The organism is Luteimonas campi (genome assembly GCF_051162505.1).
Taxonomy (GTDB): Bacteria; Pseudomonadota; Gammaproteobacteria; order Xanthomonadales; family Xanthomonadaceae; genus Luteimonas.
The window spans coordinates 244,087-260,242 of record NZ_JBNWEM010000002.1 but is presented as its reverse complement, the minus strand read 5'-3'; the positions used below and the strand labels follow the sequence as shown (position 1 = coordinate 260,242).

Sequence of the window (16,156 nt, the reverse complement as noted above, 5' to 3'; positions counted from 1 at the left end):
CGGCCTGCCGCGCGCCAGGCGACGGCGGGAAGCAGCGTTCGCGGGCGGATGCGGGCCGTCGCGTCGCCGTCAGTCCAGGCTGCGCACGATGTCCCTCGGCAGGGCCAGTTCCTGCCAGCCCTGTGCCTGCACGTGGCGCAGCACCCGCACCACGTCCTCGCAGGCCCGGCGCACGGCATCCTCCAGCGTCGCGCCCCGCAGTCGCCGACCCGCGACCAGGGCCGCGAACAGGTCGCCCACGCCCTTGACCGCGTGCGGGACCAGCGGATGTTCCAGCGTGCTGCTGCCGGTGTCGGTTGCGACCACCAGCTGCAGCCGGCCGGGCGGGCAGGTGGCGGGCGCGGCGCTGGTGACCACCACCCAGCGCGTGGTGTCGCCGAGCAGGTCGCGGGCGGCCTGCGCGCAGTCGTCCAGCGTGTGCAGCCGGCGGCCGCTGAGCTGTTCGAGTTCGTAGTGGTTGGGGGTGAGTCCCTGCGCACGCGGCATCAGCGCGTCGCGCCACACCGGCTCCAGCGCCGGATCGGTATAGCGGCCGCTGTCGTGGTCGCCGATCACCGGATCGATCTGCACCACAAGCCCGGGGTTGCGCAGGCGGATGCGGTCGATCCAGCGCGCCAGCGCCTGTCCCTGCTCCGGCGAGCCGAGATAGCCGACCAGCAGCAGGCGCGCGCGCGTGGCCACTTCGCGTGCTTCCAGGTCCTCGAGCAGGCCCTCGAACCAGTGCTGCGGCAGCGGCCCGCCGTGCATCGTGGGGTAGTGCGGCGTATTGCCCAGCAGCACCGTCGGCACCGGCGCCACCCGCAGGTCCAGCGCCTGCAGCAGGGGCACGGCGATGGAATTGCCGACGCCGCCATAGGCCACCTGCGACTGCACCGACACCACGTCGACCAGGCGGTTGCCCGCACTGGGGGCGAAGCCGGCCTGGCCGCCGCTCATGCCGGCGCCGCGCCGCTGCCGGCGCGTCCGGCCTCCGGCACGGCCCGGCTGCCGAAGAGGGCCGTGCCCACGCGCACGGTGGTGGCGCCTTCCGCGATCGCGAGCGGGAAATCGCCGGACATGCCCATCGACAGTTCGTCCATCGCGATGCCGTCGGGCGCGTCCTGGCGCAGGCGCTCGCGCAACTCGCGCAGGCGCACGAAGCAGGCGCGCACGCGCGCGGCATCGTCGGAGAACAGCGCCAGCGTCATCAGGCCGCGCACGCGCAGCGAGGCGAACGCCGGCAACTGGCGCACGAAGGTCAGCACCTCGTCGGGCGACAGGCCGAACTTGGTCGCTTCGCCCGAGGTGTTGACCTGCACCAGCACATCGAGCGCGCGGCCGCACGACTGCAGCTGCGCATCCAGCGCCTCGGCCACGCGCAGGCTGTCGAGGGCGTGGAATTCGCTGGCGAAGCGCGCCGCGTACTTGGCCTTGTTGGTCTGCAGGTGGCCGATCAGCACCCAGCGCAGGTCGGGCAGGTCGGCCATCGCCTCCCACTTGCCCATCGCTTCCTGCACCTTGTTCTCGCCGAACTCGCGCATGCCTGCGGCGCAGGCCTGGCGCAGGCGCGCCGCGTCCACGGTCTTGCTGACCGGCAGCAGGCGGACTTCGCCCGGATCGCGTCCGGCCGCATGGCAGGCGGCATCGATGCGCGCGCGGATCGCGTCGAGATTGCGCTTCAGCGTGGCGGTCTCGTCCATGCCGGCGTCAGGTGCCGGCGAGCCAGTCGCGCGGCACCAGGTAGTCGTGCAGCAGGGCTTCGGCGCTGCCCGGTTCGGGCGTGTAGCCGTACTCCCAGCGCGCCAGCGGCGGCATGCTCATCAGGATCGACTCGGCGCGGCCGCCGCTCTGCAGGCCGAAATGGGTGCCGCGGTCGTAGACCAGGTTGAACTCGACGTAGCGACCGCGCCGGTACAGCTGGAACTGGCGTTCGCGCTCGCCGTACGGCGTGTCCTTGCGGCGCTCGACGATCGGCAGGTAGGCGTCGAGGAAGCCGTCGCCGACCGCGCGCAGGTAGGCGAAATCCTGCTCCATGTCGCCGTGCAGGTCGTCGAAGAACAGGCCGCCGATGCCGCGCGTCTCGTTGCGGTGCTTGAGGTAGAAGTATTCGTCGCACCAGCGCTTGTGCGCGTGGTAGCGCTCCTGCCCGCCGAAGGGTTCGCACAGCGCGCGCGCGGTGCGGTGCCAGTGCCGCACATCCTCGTCGACCGGATAGAACGGGGTCAGATCGAAGCCGCCGCCGAACCACCAGGCCACGGTCTGGCCGTCGCGCAGGGCGCGGAAGTGGCGCACGTTGGCGTGGGTGGTGGGCAGGTGGGGATTGCGCGGGTGGAACACCAGCGACACGCCCACTGCCTGCCAGGAGGCGCCGGCCAGTTCCGGGCGTGCGGCGGTGGCCGAGGGCGGCAGGCGATCGCCGGACACATCGGAAAAACCGATGCCGGCCTGTTCGAACACCGCGCCTTCGCGCAGCACGCGGGTGCGGCCGCCGCCGCGCAGATGGGTGGAGGCATCGTGCGGGTCGCGCTGCCAGGCGTCCTCGATGAAGCGGGCGCCGCCGTCGGCGGTTTCGATCGCGCTGCAGATGCGGTCCTGCAGGCCGGTGAGGTAGTCGCGGATATCGTCGAATCGGTCCATGCGCGACATTCTAGGCGCGCCGGCTGCGGGGCGGGTTGCGCCAGATCAAGTCAGGCGCGCGGGCGCCCCCGGATGGCGGGCGTGCCAGTCCTGCCGGTAATGTTCCAGCCGCTGCACCAGTTCGGCGGCCCCGAGCCGGTAGCGGTCGGGCAGGGCGCCGTGGAAGCCGCTGACCCGGCGGTTGATCCGGTGCATCCGGGCCTGGCTACGCGCGCCCTCGGCGAAATCGAAGCCGACCATCCGTTCCAGGCCCACGCCCACTTCGCCGAAACGCGCCACGTCGGCCCAGGCGATGCGCGAGCGGCGGTACAGCGAGACGATCTCGAAGCCTTCGGCATCGAGCACCAGGCCGCTGGCGCCCGGCAACAGGTTGGCCAGGGCCACCAGCACGCCCAGGCCGAAGAACGCGATGCAGGCCCAGGCCAGCAGCGGATGGCTCGGCATGATCGCCGATCCGGCCCAGACGAAGGCCGCGCAGATGGCAGCCGTCACCAGCCAGCGGACCGGCGACGGACGCAGCACCTCGATGGCGCGCGGCTCCGGCGTGCCCGGCGCCTGCATCACTTCAGCGCGCGCTCGAACAACTCGAGGATGCGGCGGTACTGGTCGTACCAGGAATCGGCGTGCACGTAGCCGTGCCGCTCCATCGGATAGCTGGCCAGCTCCCACTTGTCCTTGCGCAGCTCGATCAGGCGCTGCGCCAGCACCACCGAGTCGCGATAGAACACGTTGTCGTCGATCATGCCGTGGGCGATCAGCAGGTGGTCCTGCAGCCCATCGGCGTATTCGATCGGCGAAGACTTGCGATAGGCCTCCGGATCGATGTCGGGTGTGTTGAGGATGTTGGCGGTGTAGGTGTGGCTGTACTGGGTCCAGTCGGTGACCGGACGCAGCGCGGCGCCGGCCTTGAACTTGCCCGGCTCGCGGAACAGCGCCATGAAGCTCATGAAGCCGCCGTAGCTGCCGCCGTAGATGCCCACACGCTCGCGGTCGGCCTGGCGGTGCTCGACCAGCCAGTCGATGCCGTCCAGGTAGTCCTCCAGCTCCGGATGGCCCATCTGCCGGTAGATCGCGGTGCGCCAGTCGCGGCCGTAGCCCTCGGACGCACGGAAATCGAGGTCGAGCACGATGTAGCCCTGCTGTACCAGCAGGTTGTGGAACATCTGTTCGCGGAAGTAGTTCGGGTAGCGGTCGCTGACGTTCTGCAGGTAGCCCGCGCCGTGCACGAACAGCACCACCGGATACTTGCGTCCCGGCTCCATCGTGGCCGGGCCGTAGTACTTGCCCCAGATCGTGCCGGCGCCGTGCTTCGAAGGCACCTGCACGTACTCGGGCTGCAGGAACTCGAAGGCGCGGTATTCGGCCTTGCGCGTGTCGGTGAGCGTGCGCAGGTTGCCGCCGCCGGCATCCATGACCGCCAGCTGCGGCGGCACGTAGCTGGAGGAATGGCGCAGCAGCAGGCGCGCGCCGTCGGGCGAGGCCACGAAGTCCTCGACGCCGCCGAGGCTGGTCAGTTCGACGACATCGCCGCCATTCGCGGGCACCGCGCACAGCTCGTAGTCGCCCGGCCTGGCGCGGTTGCAGGTGAAGAGGACGCGGCTGCCGTCGGGCGACAGCGCCGGCTGCGATACCTCCCAGCGGCCCGAGGTGAGCGCGCGCGGCCGGCCGCCGGCAGCATCGACGGTGTACAGGTGCGCATGGCCGCTCTCCTCGGAGACGAACCACAGCGTGCGCTGGTCGGGCAGCCAGCCGAATTCGTTGAAGCTCCAGTTGACCCAGGCCGGGTCGGTGAGGCGGTGGCGCGACTGCAGGGTCGCCGCTTCGGGCTGCAGCGTCGCCAGCCAGCGGTCCTTGTTGTCGACCGAGTGCAGCATCAGCGCCAGATGGCGCGAGTCCGCGCTCCACAGCAGACCGCCCGCGGCGTCCTCCACGCGCAGCGCGCGCGCGCCCTTGAGCGGTTCCTTGCCCGCGGCTTCGCGCAGCGACGCCAGCGGATCGCGGTCGATGCCCGGCAGCCCGGCGGTGGACAGCTCGCGGCGCGAGCCGTCGCGCATGTCGACCAGCCAGAAGGTCTGCGCGCGCGGCAGGTTGCGGCCCACACGGGTGCGCACGTCCTCGAATTCCTCGTAACCCGATTCGGTCACGTACTTGGGCATCTTGCCGCCCTGGCCGCGCTCGTCGGCCTTGCGCTCGGTGGCGACCGCCAGCCAGCGGCCGTCGGGCGAAAGCGAGGTCGCGGCGATCTCGACGTCCTTGCCCAGGTACACCGGCGCTGGCGCGCGCGTGGGATCGGCGCGGCGCAATTCGGTCTCGCGCTTGCGCTGGGCCTCGCGACGCTCGCGCTCCACGCGCAGCGTCTCCACCAGGCGCAGTTGGTCCTCGCGCAGCAGGTCGGACTTGGGCGCCGCGGCCGGGTCGTCCTGCACCTGTGGCGAAGCTGCGTGCGTGGTGGCGCCGTCCTGCGCGCTCCAGCGGAACCAGTCATGGCCGCTGCGCCAGACCAGGGCGCCATCGCTGGACCAGCGCGGGCCGGACTCGGTCGCCTCGCTGCGGGTGAGCTGGGTCAGCGCGCCGTTGCGCAGGTCGCGCACGAACACGTCGCCGTTGCGCACGAAGGCCATGCGGGTGCGCTGCGGGTCCAGCACCGGCTGCGCGGCATCGATGCCGGCCCGGGAAGCGCCGTCGACGACCTGGGCCGCGCCTCCGGCGATGTCCTGCACGTGGATGTCGCGGATGCCGCTGCCCTCGCGCTTGAGCAGGTAATAGGCCTGGCGCCCGTCCCAGGACCACCAGGCCTGCTCCACTGGTGGTCCGATCCAGTCGGGGTCGTCCATGATTCGGTCCAGCGTGAGCGGTTGTGCGGGCTGCGCCTGCGCGAGCGCGGCGAAGGCGGACAGGAACAGGCAGGACAGCAGCGGAGCGGATCGAGGCATCGCGGGGGACGGGCAGCGGGAATCGCGACAGCCTAGCAGCCGGCCCGGGCCGAACATCTGCCGAGGGTCATGGCCGCGATGCCCGCCGCAACGCCGCGAGCCGCGCTCCTGAACGGTTCGACGTTCCCCGCAGGGCCGATTTCCCGCACAATTCCGCGACCTGTGACCACACGCGGACATGCAAGCCTACGTCTACAAGAGCCAGCGCCGGGCCGACACCTATGTGTATCTCGCCGCCCGCGATGATTTCGGGCGGCTGCCCGAAGCATTGCGCGAACGCTTGGGTCCGCTGCGCTTCGTGCTGGATGTCGCGCTGGTGCCCGGCCGCACGCTGGCACGCGAGAACCCCGACGAGGTGCGCGCCAACCTGGTCCAGCGCGGCTTCCACCTGCAGTTTCCCCCGGGGGCCGCTGCCGATCCGATGAGCGAGGACTGGGGCACCGATGCCTGAGCCCCGGGTACCCGCGACCCCGACGTCCCGACGCGCCTCCATCGCCGCCGCCGCGACCGGCCTCGCGCTGACGCTGGCCGCCGGCATGGGCGGGCTGGTGGCGCTGGTGGCCGCGCTGCTGGCCCAGCCCGCCTTCGCCCTGGCCGTGCGGGGCTGGCGCGCGGATTCGCCCTTGCCCGCGCATCGCGCCGGCCTGCTGCGCGATGCGCGCGCGCTGCTGGCGCTGTGGGCCGCCGGCCTGCTGGTCGCCGCGCTGCTGGTGAGCTGGCCGCTGCTGGCGTTGCTGCGCAGCGGCGGCCTGGGCGCGGCGCTTGCGCTGAGCGCGCTCGCCGGCCTGGGCGTGCTGGGGCTGTGGCGGACCTGGCCGGTGTGGCGTGCGCTCGAGCGCGAAGGGGGCAGCCTGGCCCACGAATGGCAGGCGCTGCCTGCGCGCGACGCGTCCGGTTGGCACGGGGCGGCCGCTGCCGCCGCCGTCGCCGCGATCATGGCCGGCATCGTGCTGCTGGCCTGGCCGCAACTTCTCGGCGACACGGCACGCTGGTCGCTGGCCGGCGCATCGATCCTGCTCTGGCCGCTGCTGCACCTGCTGCTGCAGCGCCTGCCGGCGCCCGCCGAGGCCGCACGCACGATCCCGGTAGTCGAGATGGAAGGCGAGGCCTCCAGTCTGCCGCTGCCGGCGCTGGACGGGGACCTGGACCGCGCGCTGGTGGCCGCCGCACGCGCCGGGCGCGTGGATCAGGCGCTGGCCCTGATCGAGGCCGGAGCCGACGTTCATGCGCTGCCGCTGGCCGATGACCGCGACCAGCGCGGCCTGCCCGTGCTGGCCGCGGTGCTGCCCGACCTGCGCCTGCTGCGCGCCCTGATCGCGCGCGGCGTCGACCTCAACACCGCGCATGCCGGCCTGACTCCGCTGCTGGCCGCGACCCGCGACAGCTGGCACGGCCGCCCGGAAGCGGTGATGACCCTGCTGGCCAACGGTGCCGACCCGCGCGCCGCCGACCTGGACGGCAACACTCCGCTGCATCACGCCGCGCGCAGTTCCGACCCCGGCGTGGCCGCGCTGCTGCGCGATGCCTCGGCCGAGCTGGACGTGGCCAACCACGATGGGCTGACGCCGCTGGGCGTGGCCTGCGCCGCCGGCAACTGGCGCCTGGCGCGCTTCCTGCTCGAGCGCGGCGCCCGGCCGCTGATCGAGTCCGGCACCCCGGCGCTGCTGGCGGCGGCGGGCGGCGACGAGGACGACCCGGCCGGCGTGCAACTGCTGCTGCGGCACAAGGCACGGGTCGACGCGCGCGACCGCGACCAGCGCACCGCGCTGCACGTGGCCGCGGCGCAGGGCCATGCCGCCATCGTCGCCGCCCTGCTCGACGCCGGCGCGGATGCGCAGGCCCGCGATGGCGCCGGTGCGACCCCCTTGCTGGAAGCCGCGCGCGGCGGCTCGCTCAGCGCCTTCGAGGCCCTGCTGGCGGCAAAGGCCGATCCTGCCGCGGTGGACGCGCAGGGGCGCAACGCCCTGGTGCTGGCCTGTCTGGCCGACACTCCGTCCTCGGCCCTGGTCGGGCGCCTGCTCGAACTCGGCCTCGATCCGCGCGCCACAGGCCATGATGGCCGGCGCGCGGCCGCGATTGCGGCCGAAGCCGGCCGCTGGCGGCTGGTGGCCATGCTCGACCCGGACTACGCGCTGCCCGCCAGCGTGCGTCCGGACTCGGGCGAGGCCGTGCCCGAACAGCGCGCCCCCATGCTCCTGCTGCGCGAAGGCCTGGACGCGGGTCGCTACGACGAACTCGAGCGTATCGCCGCCCTGGTCTCGCCGTCGGAACTGGGCCGCCTGCTGTTCGAGGGGGATGCGATCCCCTCGCGGGCGCGCGTGGACTGGTTGATGGCCCAGGGAGCCGACGGCGAGGTCCGTGACGACAATGGCGACACCGCCGCCTTCCGCCTGCTGGCCTGCGGGCCCGCCGCCCTGCCGGCGCTGCAGGCGCTGCTCGGCCACGGCGCCTCGCCAGCCGGCAGTGGCGGCCTGGCGCGGTTCCTGGCCGCATGCGTGAAGGGCGACCAGGCGGGCCGCACGCTGGAGCAGTCGGCGCTGGACCTGCTGGAGCAGGGCGCCGATCCCTTCGCCGCTTCGCCCGCTGGCGACCCGCCGCTGTCGCTGGCCGTGCATCTGGGCTGGAACCGGTTGATCGAACGCCTGCTCGCGATCGGCGTCGATGCCGACGCGCGCGATGCGCGCGGCATGACGGCGTTGCACCTGGCCGCCGCGCTGGCGCGCGAGGACGTGCTCAAGACCCTGGTGCGTCACGGCGCCGCGGTCGACGTGCGCGCCCAGGACGGGCAGACCCCGCTGGGCGTGGCCCTGGCCAGCGGCCGCCGCGACCTGGCCGACTGGCTGGACTGGCGCGGCTGGGCCCTGCCGCGGCGGGTGCTGCAGCCGGCCGACGTGCCGGCCGCGGCCATGGCCGGCGACGCCGACGCGGTCCGTCGCCTGATCGACCTGGGGCTGCCAGTGGACAGCGTCGATCCCCAGGGCTGCACGGCGCTGCTGCGCGCCTGCGGCGGCGGCCACCGCGCCGTGGTGGAACTGCTGCTGGCGCGCGGCGCCAATCCACAGCATGTCGCGCACACCGGCGCCACGCCGCTGTCTGCGGCGGTGAGCATGCGCCAGGGCGAACTGGTCGAGCGCCTCCTGGCCGCCGGCGCCAGGCTCGAGCAGCGCCTGCCGGGCGAGGTCACCGTGCTGATGCTGTCCTCGGCGCTGGGGCTGCCGGACCTGTGCGCGAAGCTGATGACCGCCGGCGCCAACGTCCACGCCACCGACGCCCAGGGCCTGACCCCGCTGCACTGCGCCGCCCTGTACGGCTTCACCGCCCGCGACCGCACCCGCCTGGTGGCCCTGTTCGACACCCTGCTGCTGGCCGGCGCCGAGGTCGACGCGGCCGCCGCGGGCGGGGTCACCCCGCTGCTGCTGCTGCTCGGCGCACGCGCCGAACCCGGCACCGCCTGCGACGAGGACGTGCTGCTGGCGGTACTCGAGCACCTGCTCGACGAAGGCGCCTCGCTGGAGGCGCGCGACCCGCGCGGTTTCGGGCCCCTGCACCTGGCGGCGCTGCACGGGTTGCTGCGCCTGACCCGCCGCCTGCTGCGCGCCGGCGCCGATCCGGAAGCACGCGATGCGCTCAACCGTACCCCGCGCGAGATCGCGGTGATGCGCGGCTTCGTCGACGTGGCCCACGAGTACGTGCCGGTGCAGTCCGGGGTCTCGATGGCCCGGTTCCTGCGCGACCGCGGCTGAGCGCCACTGGCAGGTCGCGCCCCCGCGAGCGCTATGATCGGCGCAGGCGCCTGCCTGGGGGCAACGCGGTGGCACGGGGACGTCCGGCGGAGACCTTTGCGCGATCATGCGCGGTGCCGTGCGCGCACCGCATGCGCGTGCGGTCGACCGCAATCGGGCGGCGTCCATCCCGCCCGCTTCGGCGTGCTGCGATGTCCGCGTCGGGGCCGGCCGCGATCCGCGCTGGCCTGTTCGTCGGAATAGTTGTCCGTGCGGCTGCCCGGCGCACCGGTGGCCGTGGGCCATGTCCACGTTGCGCCTGTCGCGATGTACGCGAATGGTCCGACCCTTCTTTGTCGCGCAATCCGCGACAGCGTGGCGACGCCAATCCCTGCAGCGCCGGACGGCTCGCCCGGGGTGTCGGGCTGTCCGAGGCTGTACGCTGCCCGCATCGATCACCCATGGACAGGAGGAAGGATGAAGACCATCCGGAGATGGCCGGTGTTATGGCTGACAGTCGTGCTCGCCTGCTTCGCGTCGGCTGCGGACGCCCAGAACGCCAAGGCAGCGCGAAAGCAGGTCGAGGGCAGCATGCTGGTGACCGGGCGGGTCACGATCACGCCGGAAGGAACGATCGGCGACTGGACGATCGACCGGCGCGAGGACCTGCCGACGGCGGTGCTCGACGTGATCGATGCGTCCGCGCCTGGCTGGCGCTTCGAGCCGATCCTGGTCGACGGCAAGCCGGCGCACGGCAGTGCCCGGATGAGCCTGCGGATGGCGGCCGAGCGCGTCGACGATGAGCGCTTCCGCGTCTCCATCCGCGACGGCTATTTCGGGCGCGAAGCCGTGCAGATGGCGCGGCGGGTCGACGGGGCGCCCGAAGAGTTCGCGGACAGTCCTCCCGCCGACCAGGTGAGTGCGGCGCAGATGGCCGCACCCCGATACCCGCAACAGGCCTTGGAGATGGGCGTGACGGGCGTCGTCTATCTCGTCCTCCGCATCGGTCCGTCGGGTGAGGTGCTGGATGTCGTGGCCGAACAGGTCAATCTGCGGGTGGTGGGGCCGGAGCGCGAGATGGTGCGCATGCGCGAGATGCTGGCGCGGTCGGCGGTGACGGCTGCCCGCCGCTGGCAGTTCCGTCCGCCGACCAGCGGAGAGATGGCCAAGGAGCCGGTCTGGTCGGTACGGGTGCCGGTCGACTACCGCATCCACGGCGTGGGAAAGCCGGCGGCGTACGGGCAGTGGGAAGTCTACGTACCCGGGCCGCGCATGCCGGTGCCATGGCGGATGGAAAGCCTCGAGGGCTTCGACATCGCACCCGATACCCTGATCGCGGGGGAGGTGCACCAGGTCGGGATGGGGCTGAAGCTGCTGGGTCCGCTGGACGGCGGCTGATCCGCTCAGGCGCCGGCGGGGGCTGCCTTCGCCAGCGCATGCAGCCGGCGGGCGCCGCGCTCGGCGATCGCCTGCAGCGCGTGTTCGTGCGCGAGGGTGTAGTGATCGCCTTCCGGATGCTCGCTGTCGAGTACGCCGAACAGGATCCCGCCGTGCTCGATCGGCACCGCGAGCTCCGACAGGTTGGACTGGTCGTCGGGCACGTAGCGCGCGTCGAAGCGCGCATCGCCGGTGCGCTGCGGCAGCCGCGCCAGCGCGCACCGGCCCACGATGCCCTGGCCGAGGGCCAGGGTGAGGCGGGATTCGAGCACCCGGCTGGCGGCGCGCTTGGGCCCCCATGCCGCCTGCTGGGTGAGGCTGCGTCCGCCCGGGTCGCACAGGTAGACGATCACGTCCACCAGCTGCAGTTCCTTGCCGCTGAAGCGGCACAGCGTCCAGGCGACGTCGTTCGGCGATTGCGCCAGTGCCAGCGCCTCGTCCAGCGGCGCAAGCCGGCTCGCGGCGTTCGTCAGGAAGGCGGTGGCGATTGCGGGCATCGCGACGGCTCCATGTGTGCGCGGAGGTCCATGTTGCGGCGACGGGGGGACCCGCGCAATGGCAGCTGCGGCGGGCGGCCCCCGGCCCGGAGGCCGAACAAACGAAAAGCCCGCGAAGCGGGCTTTTCGTCGACCTCCGGCGCCGGGTTCAGCGCTTCATCGAAGCGAAGAACTCGTCGTTGGACTTGGTGCTCTTCATCTTGTCGAGCAGGAACTCCATCGCCGCGATCTCGTCCATCGGATGCAGCAGCTTGCGCAGGATCCAGATGCGTTGCAGCAGGTCCGGCTCGATCAGCAGGTCCTCGCGGCGGGTGCCGGAGAGGTTGACCGCGATCGCCGGGTAGACGCGCTTTTCGGTGATGCGGCGGTCCAGGTGGATTTCCGAGTTGCCGGTGCCCTTGAACTCCTCGTAGATCACCTTGTCCATCGCGCTGCCGGTGTCGACCAGCGCGGTGGCGATGATGGTCAGCGAGCCGCCTTCCTCGACGTTACGCGCCGCGCCGAAGAAGCGCTTGGGGCGGTGCAGGGCGTTGGCGTCGACGCCGCCGGTGAGCACCTTGCCCGAGGACGGCACCACGTTGTTGTAGGCGCGGGCCAGGCGGGTGATCGAGTCGAGCAGGATCACCACGTCCTTCTTGTGCTCGACCAGGCGCTTGGCGCGCTCGATCACCATCTCGGCGACCTGCACGTGGCGCGCGGCCGGCTCGTCGAAGGTCGAGGAGACCACTTCGCCGCGCACGGTGCGCTGCATTTCGGTCACTTCTTCCGGACGCTCGTCCACCAGCAGCACGATCAGGTGCACTTCCGGATGGTTGGTGGTGATCGCGGTGGCGATCTGCTGCATCAGCATGGTCTTGCCAGCCTTGGGCGGCGAGACGATGAGGGCGCGCTGGCCCTTGCCCTGCGGCGCCATCAGGTCGAGGATGCGGCCGGCGATGTCCTCGCTGGAACCGTCGCCGCGCTCGAGCTTGAAGCGCCTACGCGGGAACAGCGGGGTGAGGTTCTCGAACAGCACCTTGCCCTTGCTGGCCTCCGGCGGCTCGCCGTTGATCGTGTCGACCACGTTGAGCGCGAAGTAGCGCTCGCCGTCCTTGGGCCAGCGGATGCGACCGGACAGGTGGTCGCCGGTGCGCAGGTTGAAGCGGCGGATCTGGCTGGGCGAGATGTAGGTGTCGTCCGGGCCGGCCAGGTAGCTGGCCTCGGCGCCGCGCAGGAAGCCGAAGCCGTCGGGCAGGATCTCCAGCACGCCGTCGGCCTGCACGCCCTCGTTGGTGCGGGTGAGCACCTTGAGCAGGGCGAAGATCACGTCCTGCTTGCGCGCGCGGGCCACGCCTTCGTGGATGTTGAGCTGCTCGGCGATGTCGAACAGCTTGTGCGCCGGCATCCGCTTCAGGTCGCCCAGCGAGTACTGGGGGAAGCCTTCGGGGATGTTCGGCGGCGGCATGCGGTTGGCCTGCTCGTGGCCGTTGCCGCCGTCGTCCTGCGGAAGGCCGCCGTCGCGGTGGCGGTCGCGCTGGCGGTCGCGGCGGTTGCGGAAGCGGTCGCGGCGGTTGTTGCCCTGGCCTTGGCCCTGACCCTGGTTGCCGGGCTGCTGATTGCCGCCCTGGCGGCTGTCGTGCTGCTGGCGCGGCTGCTGCCCGCCGCCCTCGGCCGGCGCGGCCTCGCCGCCGCCCTGCGCGGGTGCGGACTGGCTGGAGCCGGTTTCGGCGGCCGGCGCGGGCCGGGCCTCCTGCTGCACGGGCGCGTCCTGCCGCGGTTCGGCCCGCGGCGCGGAGGGCGCGGCGCTGGATTCGAACAGGTTGGGCGTGTCCGCGTCGGCGGATTTGACGACCTTCTTGGTGGTGCGCGCGGCCGTCTTGCGCACGCGCTTGGCGACGGTGTCGCCGGCGTCGGGGGTATTGTCGGACAAGTGCGATTTCCTCGCTCGGTGCGAGCGCCCGGAGAGTGGGCGGGGATGTTGGAAGGAGATCCTGCAGACGGGGTGCGGCGCCGAATTCCACGCCGGATGGCGGCAAACTACCACCTGTGGCGGGCCGCCGGCAAGCAGGATGCGGGTGCGGCGTTCATGCGGCAGCGACCGCATGCACGCGTTCGAAGCCGCGGCCAGCCTGCGGGCAGCCACGTGAGGCCGACGTCAGGGCGCCGGCGGGGCATGCGCCAAAGGGCGCCGGCCGGCGCCCGGCGGTCCTCAGACCGCCTTGTCGATCATCTGCGCCAGCTGGGCCTTGCCCACGGCGCCGATCTGGGTCGCCTGCACCTGGCCACCCTTGAACAGCAGCAGCATCGGGATCGAGCGGACGTGGTACTTCAGGGCCGTGGCGCGGTTCTCGTCCACGTTGACCTTGGCGATCTTGACCTTGCCGGCGTACTCGTCGGCCAGCTCGTCCAGGGCCGGGGCGATCATCTTGCACGGTCCGCACCAGGGCGCCCAGAAATCGACGAGCACCGGCTCGGCGGACTGCAGCACGGTGGCATCGAAGTCGGCGTCGCTGGCATGGATGACGTGTTCGCTCACGGGAAGGCTCCTGAAGAGAAGAGGGCGGCCGGGCAGGGCGGCTGCGGGGATGGATGGTAAACTTGGGCGATTCGCGGCCCGAATCAAGGGCCTCCCGCCCGGGATTGCCCGGTCCGGGAACGCCGGGCACCCCACGCCCATGGTCCGCGAGCCCTCGGGAGCGCGCTTCGGCGCCGTCCCGTTTCCAGGCAGTCTGCGTTGCGGGCGCCACCCACGCAAGCGCCAGAGCGTGTCATGCAGTTCGAACGACTTCCCTGCCCGTTTGGGTCGCCGGTATGCGGGACAGCCCCCCGCATTGCGCCGACCCAAGCGGACCGGGAGCCGCTTCGGGCACGCACGCCCTGGCGCCGCACTCAAGATCCCAATACATGAGCGACAAGCCACTTACCGACATCACCTTCTCCAGCTTCGAGCTGCATCCGGCCCTGCTGGCCGGCCTCGAGTCCGCCGGATTCACCCGCTGCACCCCGATCCAGGCCATGACCCTGCCGATCACCCTCGCCGGGCGCGACGTCGCCGGCCAGGCCCAGACCGGTACCGGCAAGACCCTGGCCTTCCTGGTCACGGTGATCAACCGCCTGCTGTCCAGGCCCGCCCTGGCCGAGCGCAAGCCCGAGGATCCGCGCGCGCTGATCCTGGCGCCCACCCGCGAACTGGCCATCCAGATCCACAAGGACGCGATGAAGCTCGCGCCCGAGCTGGGCCTGAAGTTCGCCCTGGTCTACGGCGGCGTCGACTACGACAAGCAACGCGCGCTGCTGCAGGCCGGCGCCGACGTGATCATCGCCACCCCCGGCCGCCTGATCGACTACGTCAAGCAGCACAAGGTCGTGTCCCTGCACGCCTGCGAGGTCTGCGTGCTGGACGAGGCCGACCGCATGTTCGACCTCGGCTTCATCAAGGACATCCGCTTCCTGCTGCGGCGGATGCCGGTGCGCACCGAGCGCCAGACCCTGCTGTTCTCGGCCACCCTGAGCCATCGCGTGCTCGAGCTCGCCTACGAGCACATGAACGAGCCGGAGAAGATGGTGGTCGAGACCGAATCGATCACCGCCGCGCGCGTGCGCCAGAAGCTGTACTACCCCTCGGACGAGGAGAAGATGCCGCTGCTGCTGGGGCTGCTCTCGCGTTCGGAAGGCGCCCGCACCATGGTGTTCGTCAACACCAAGGCCTTCGTCGAGCGCGTCGCGCGTTCGCTCGAGCGCGCCGGCTACCGCGTCGGCGTGTTGTCGGGCGACGTGCCGCAGAAGAAGCGCGAGTCGCTGCTGAAGAAGTTCCAGGCCGGCCAGCTCGAGATCCTGGTCGCCACCGACGTGGCCGCGCGCGGCCTGCACATCGACGGCGTCAGCCACGTCTACAACTACGACCTGCCGTTCGACGCCGAGGACTACGTGCACCGCATCGGCCGTACCGCGCGCCTGGGCGCCGAGGGCGACGCGATCAGCTTCGCCTGCGAGCGCTACGCGATCGGCCTGCCGGATATCGAGGCCTACATCGAACAGAAGATCCCGTCCGAGCCGGTGACGCGGGAACTGCTGGTTGCGCTGCCGCGTCCGGAGCGCGCCAGGCCGGCCGAAGCTGCCGACGGCGACGACGGCGACGACGGCGATGGCGATGGCGATGGCGACAGCATCGGCGAGATCTACCGCGAGGTGCGCGAAGCGCGCGCCGCCGAGGACGCCAAGCGCGGCGGTGGCCGCAGTGGCGGTCGCGGCGGCCCCGGTGGCGGAGGTCGCGGTCCGCGCAGCGGCAGCAGTGGCGGCGACCGCGACCGGCCGCGTCGACAGCCGCGCCCGCGGCCCGAAGGCGAGGCGGCTGCGGCAGCGCCGGCGGTGGACGCCGCGCAGGCCACGCCGCGTGCCGAACCCAGGCCCGTGATCGATGCTGCCGGCGCCGTGGCCGCGGCCACGCCGGATGCGTCGCGCCCGCCCCGCAAGCGCCGCCGGCGTCGCGGTGGCAAGCGCGTCGAAGGCGCGGAAGCCGCGATGGGCAGCCCGCGCGGGCAGGCCGAATCCGGCCAGCCCCGGCCGCGCGAACCCCGTGCCGCGCCGGCGCCGCAAGCGCAGGCGGCAACGCGCGCGGCCGATGCCGCGGCGCCGTCGCTGATCTCGCGCATCGGCGCGCGTCTGCGCAAGCTGGTCACGCGCGCGCCGCAGAGCCAGCACTGATTCGCACCCCGACGCCGGCACCTGCCGGCGTCGCTCCATGAATGGGGCCGGGCGTCGCGGCGCTGCCGGTCACGGCGCTGCCTGTGTCGTGCCCGCAACGTCTGCGACGGCCCCGCGACGGTCGTCTGCACGCGCGGTGGACGCACGTTCGCCCCGGATGCGAGGCCAGGCCGCGGCCGCGAAGCGTGCGCCCGCCCGGGCTGCATCGACGCAGCTCCCGGCGCCGCCTCGGTCGCTGCCCCTGCGGCGCTGGGGACAGGCACCGCTG

The 16,156-nt window shown here is 72.3% G+C and carries 12 protein-coding genes; 4 read left to right on the top strand and 8 right to left on the bottom strand.

Going from position 1 to position 16,156, the window contains the following annotated elements; translation table 11 throughout:
- Positions 1–69 precede the first annotated feature (69 nt).
- Genes pdxK through ACQYVW_RS06235 form a run of 5 tightly spaced genes read right to left on the bottom strand, consistent with a single transcriptional unit; the run spans position 70 to position 5,549 of the window.
- Positions 70–936 (bottom strand): pyridoxine/pyridoxal/pyridoxamine kinase, encoded by an 867-nt coding sequence (gene pdxK, locus ACQYVW_RS06255; RefSeq protein WP_434946383.1) that lies wholly within the window; start codon positions 934–936, stop codon positions 70–72.
- Entirely contained in the window at positions 933–1,679 is a 747-nt protein-coding gene (locus ACQYVW_RS06250) for a YggS family pyridoxal phosphate-dependent enzyme (protein WP_434936322.1), read from the bottom strand. Before ACQYVW_RS06250 ends, pdxK begins: the two co-directional genes overlap by 4 nt.
- Positions 1,680–1,686: 7 nt before the next feature.
- Positions 1,687–2,616: an oxygen-dependent coproporphyrinogen oxidase gene (hemF, locus tag ACQYVW_RS06245; RefSeq protein WP_434936324.1), complete on the bottom strand. Its 930-nt coding sequence runs from the start codon at positions 2,614–2,616 to the stop codon at positions 1,687–1,689.
- A 45-nt stretch (positions 2,617–2,661) separates the two neighbouring features.
- Positions 2,662–3,180 carry an STM3941 family protein gene (locus tag ACQYVW_RS06240; protein ID WP_434946382.1) on the bottom strand — a complete coding sequence of 173 codons (519 nt, stop codon included), beginning with the start codon at positions 3,178–3,180 and terminating at the stop codon, positions 2,662–2,664.
- Positions 3,177–5,549: a S9 family peptidase gene (locus tag ACQYVW_RS06235; RefSeq protein ID WP_434946381.1), complete on the bottom strand. Its 2,373-nt coding sequence runs from the start codon at positions 5,547–5,549 to the stop codon at positions 3,177–3,179. The genes ACQYVW_RS06240 and ACQYVW_RS06235 overlap by 4 nt, the downstream gene beginning before the upstream one ends.
- A 178-nt stretch (positions 5,550–5,727) precedes the next feature.
- Here ACQYVW_RS06235 and ACQYVW_RS06230 point away from each other — a divergent pair, with 178 nt between their 5' ends.
- The 3 genes from ACQYVW_RS06230 (at position 5,728) to ACQYVW_RS06220 (ending at position 10,669) form a co-directional block, all read left to right on the top strand.
- Positions 5,728–6,000: a YcgL domain-containing protein gene (locus ACQYVW_RS06230; RefSeq protein WP_434936329.1), complete on the top strand. Its 273-nt coding sequence runs from the start codon at positions 5,728–5,730 to the stop codon at positions 5,998–6,000.
- Positions 5,993–9,292, top strand: coding sequence for an ankyrin repeat domain-containing protein (locus tag ACQYVW_RS06225; RefSeq protein WP_434946380.1), 3,300 nt, complete (start codon positions 5,993–5,995; stop codon positions 9,290–9,292). Before ACQYVW_RS06230 ends, ACQYVW_RS06225 begins: the two co-directional genes overlap by 8 nt.
- Before the next feature lie 456 nt (positions 9,293–9,748).
- The gene (locus ACQYVW_RS06220) at positions 9,749–10,669 is read left to right on the top strand and encodes an energy transducer TonB (RefSeq protein ID WP_434946379.1); all 921 of its coding nucleotides are present in this window, start codon (positions 9,749–9,751) and stop codon (positions 10,667–10,669) included.
- Positions 10,670–10,674: 5 nt separating this feature from the next.
- Here ACQYVW_RS06220 and ACQYVW_RS06215 read toward each other — a convergent pair whose 3' ends face one another.
- The 3 genes from ACQYVW_RS06215 to trxA all read right to left on the bottom strand — a co-directional run bounded on the left by ACQYVW_RS06215 (position 10,675) and on the right by trxA (position 13,720).
- On the bottom strand, positions 10,675–11,205 hold the full coding sequence (locus tag ACQYVW_RS06215) for a GAF domain-containing protein (protein ID WP_434936614.1): 531 nt from the start codon (positions 11,203–11,205) through the stop codon (positions 10,675–10,677).
- Positions 11,206–11,353: 148 nt separating this feature from the next.
- Positions 11,354–13,114 (bottom strand): transcription termination factor Rho, encoded by a 1,761-nt coding sequence (rho, locus tag ACQYVW_RS06210; protein ID WP_434946378.1) that lies wholly within the window; start codon positions 13,112–13,114, stop codon positions 11,354–11,356.
- 279 nt (positions 13,115–13,393) lie between these two features.
- Positions 13,394–13,720 carry a thioredoxin TrxA gene (gene trxA, locus ACQYVW_RS06205; protein WP_434936879.1) on the bottom strand — a complete coding sequence of 109 codons (327 nt, stop codon included), beginning with the start codon at positions 13,718–13,720 and terminating at the stop codon, positions 13,394–13,396.
- Positions 13,721–14,088: 368 nt separating this feature from the next.
- Between trxA and rhlB the strand changes: the two genes are divergently transcribed.
- Positions 14,089–15,888: an ATP-dependent RNA helicase RhlB gene (gene rhlB, locus ACQYVW_RS06200; RefSeq protein WP_434946377.1), complete on the top strand. Its 1,800-nt coding sequence runs from the start codon at positions 14,089–14,091 to the stop codon at positions 15,886–15,888.
- Positions 15,889–16,156: the final 268 nt, after the last annotated feature.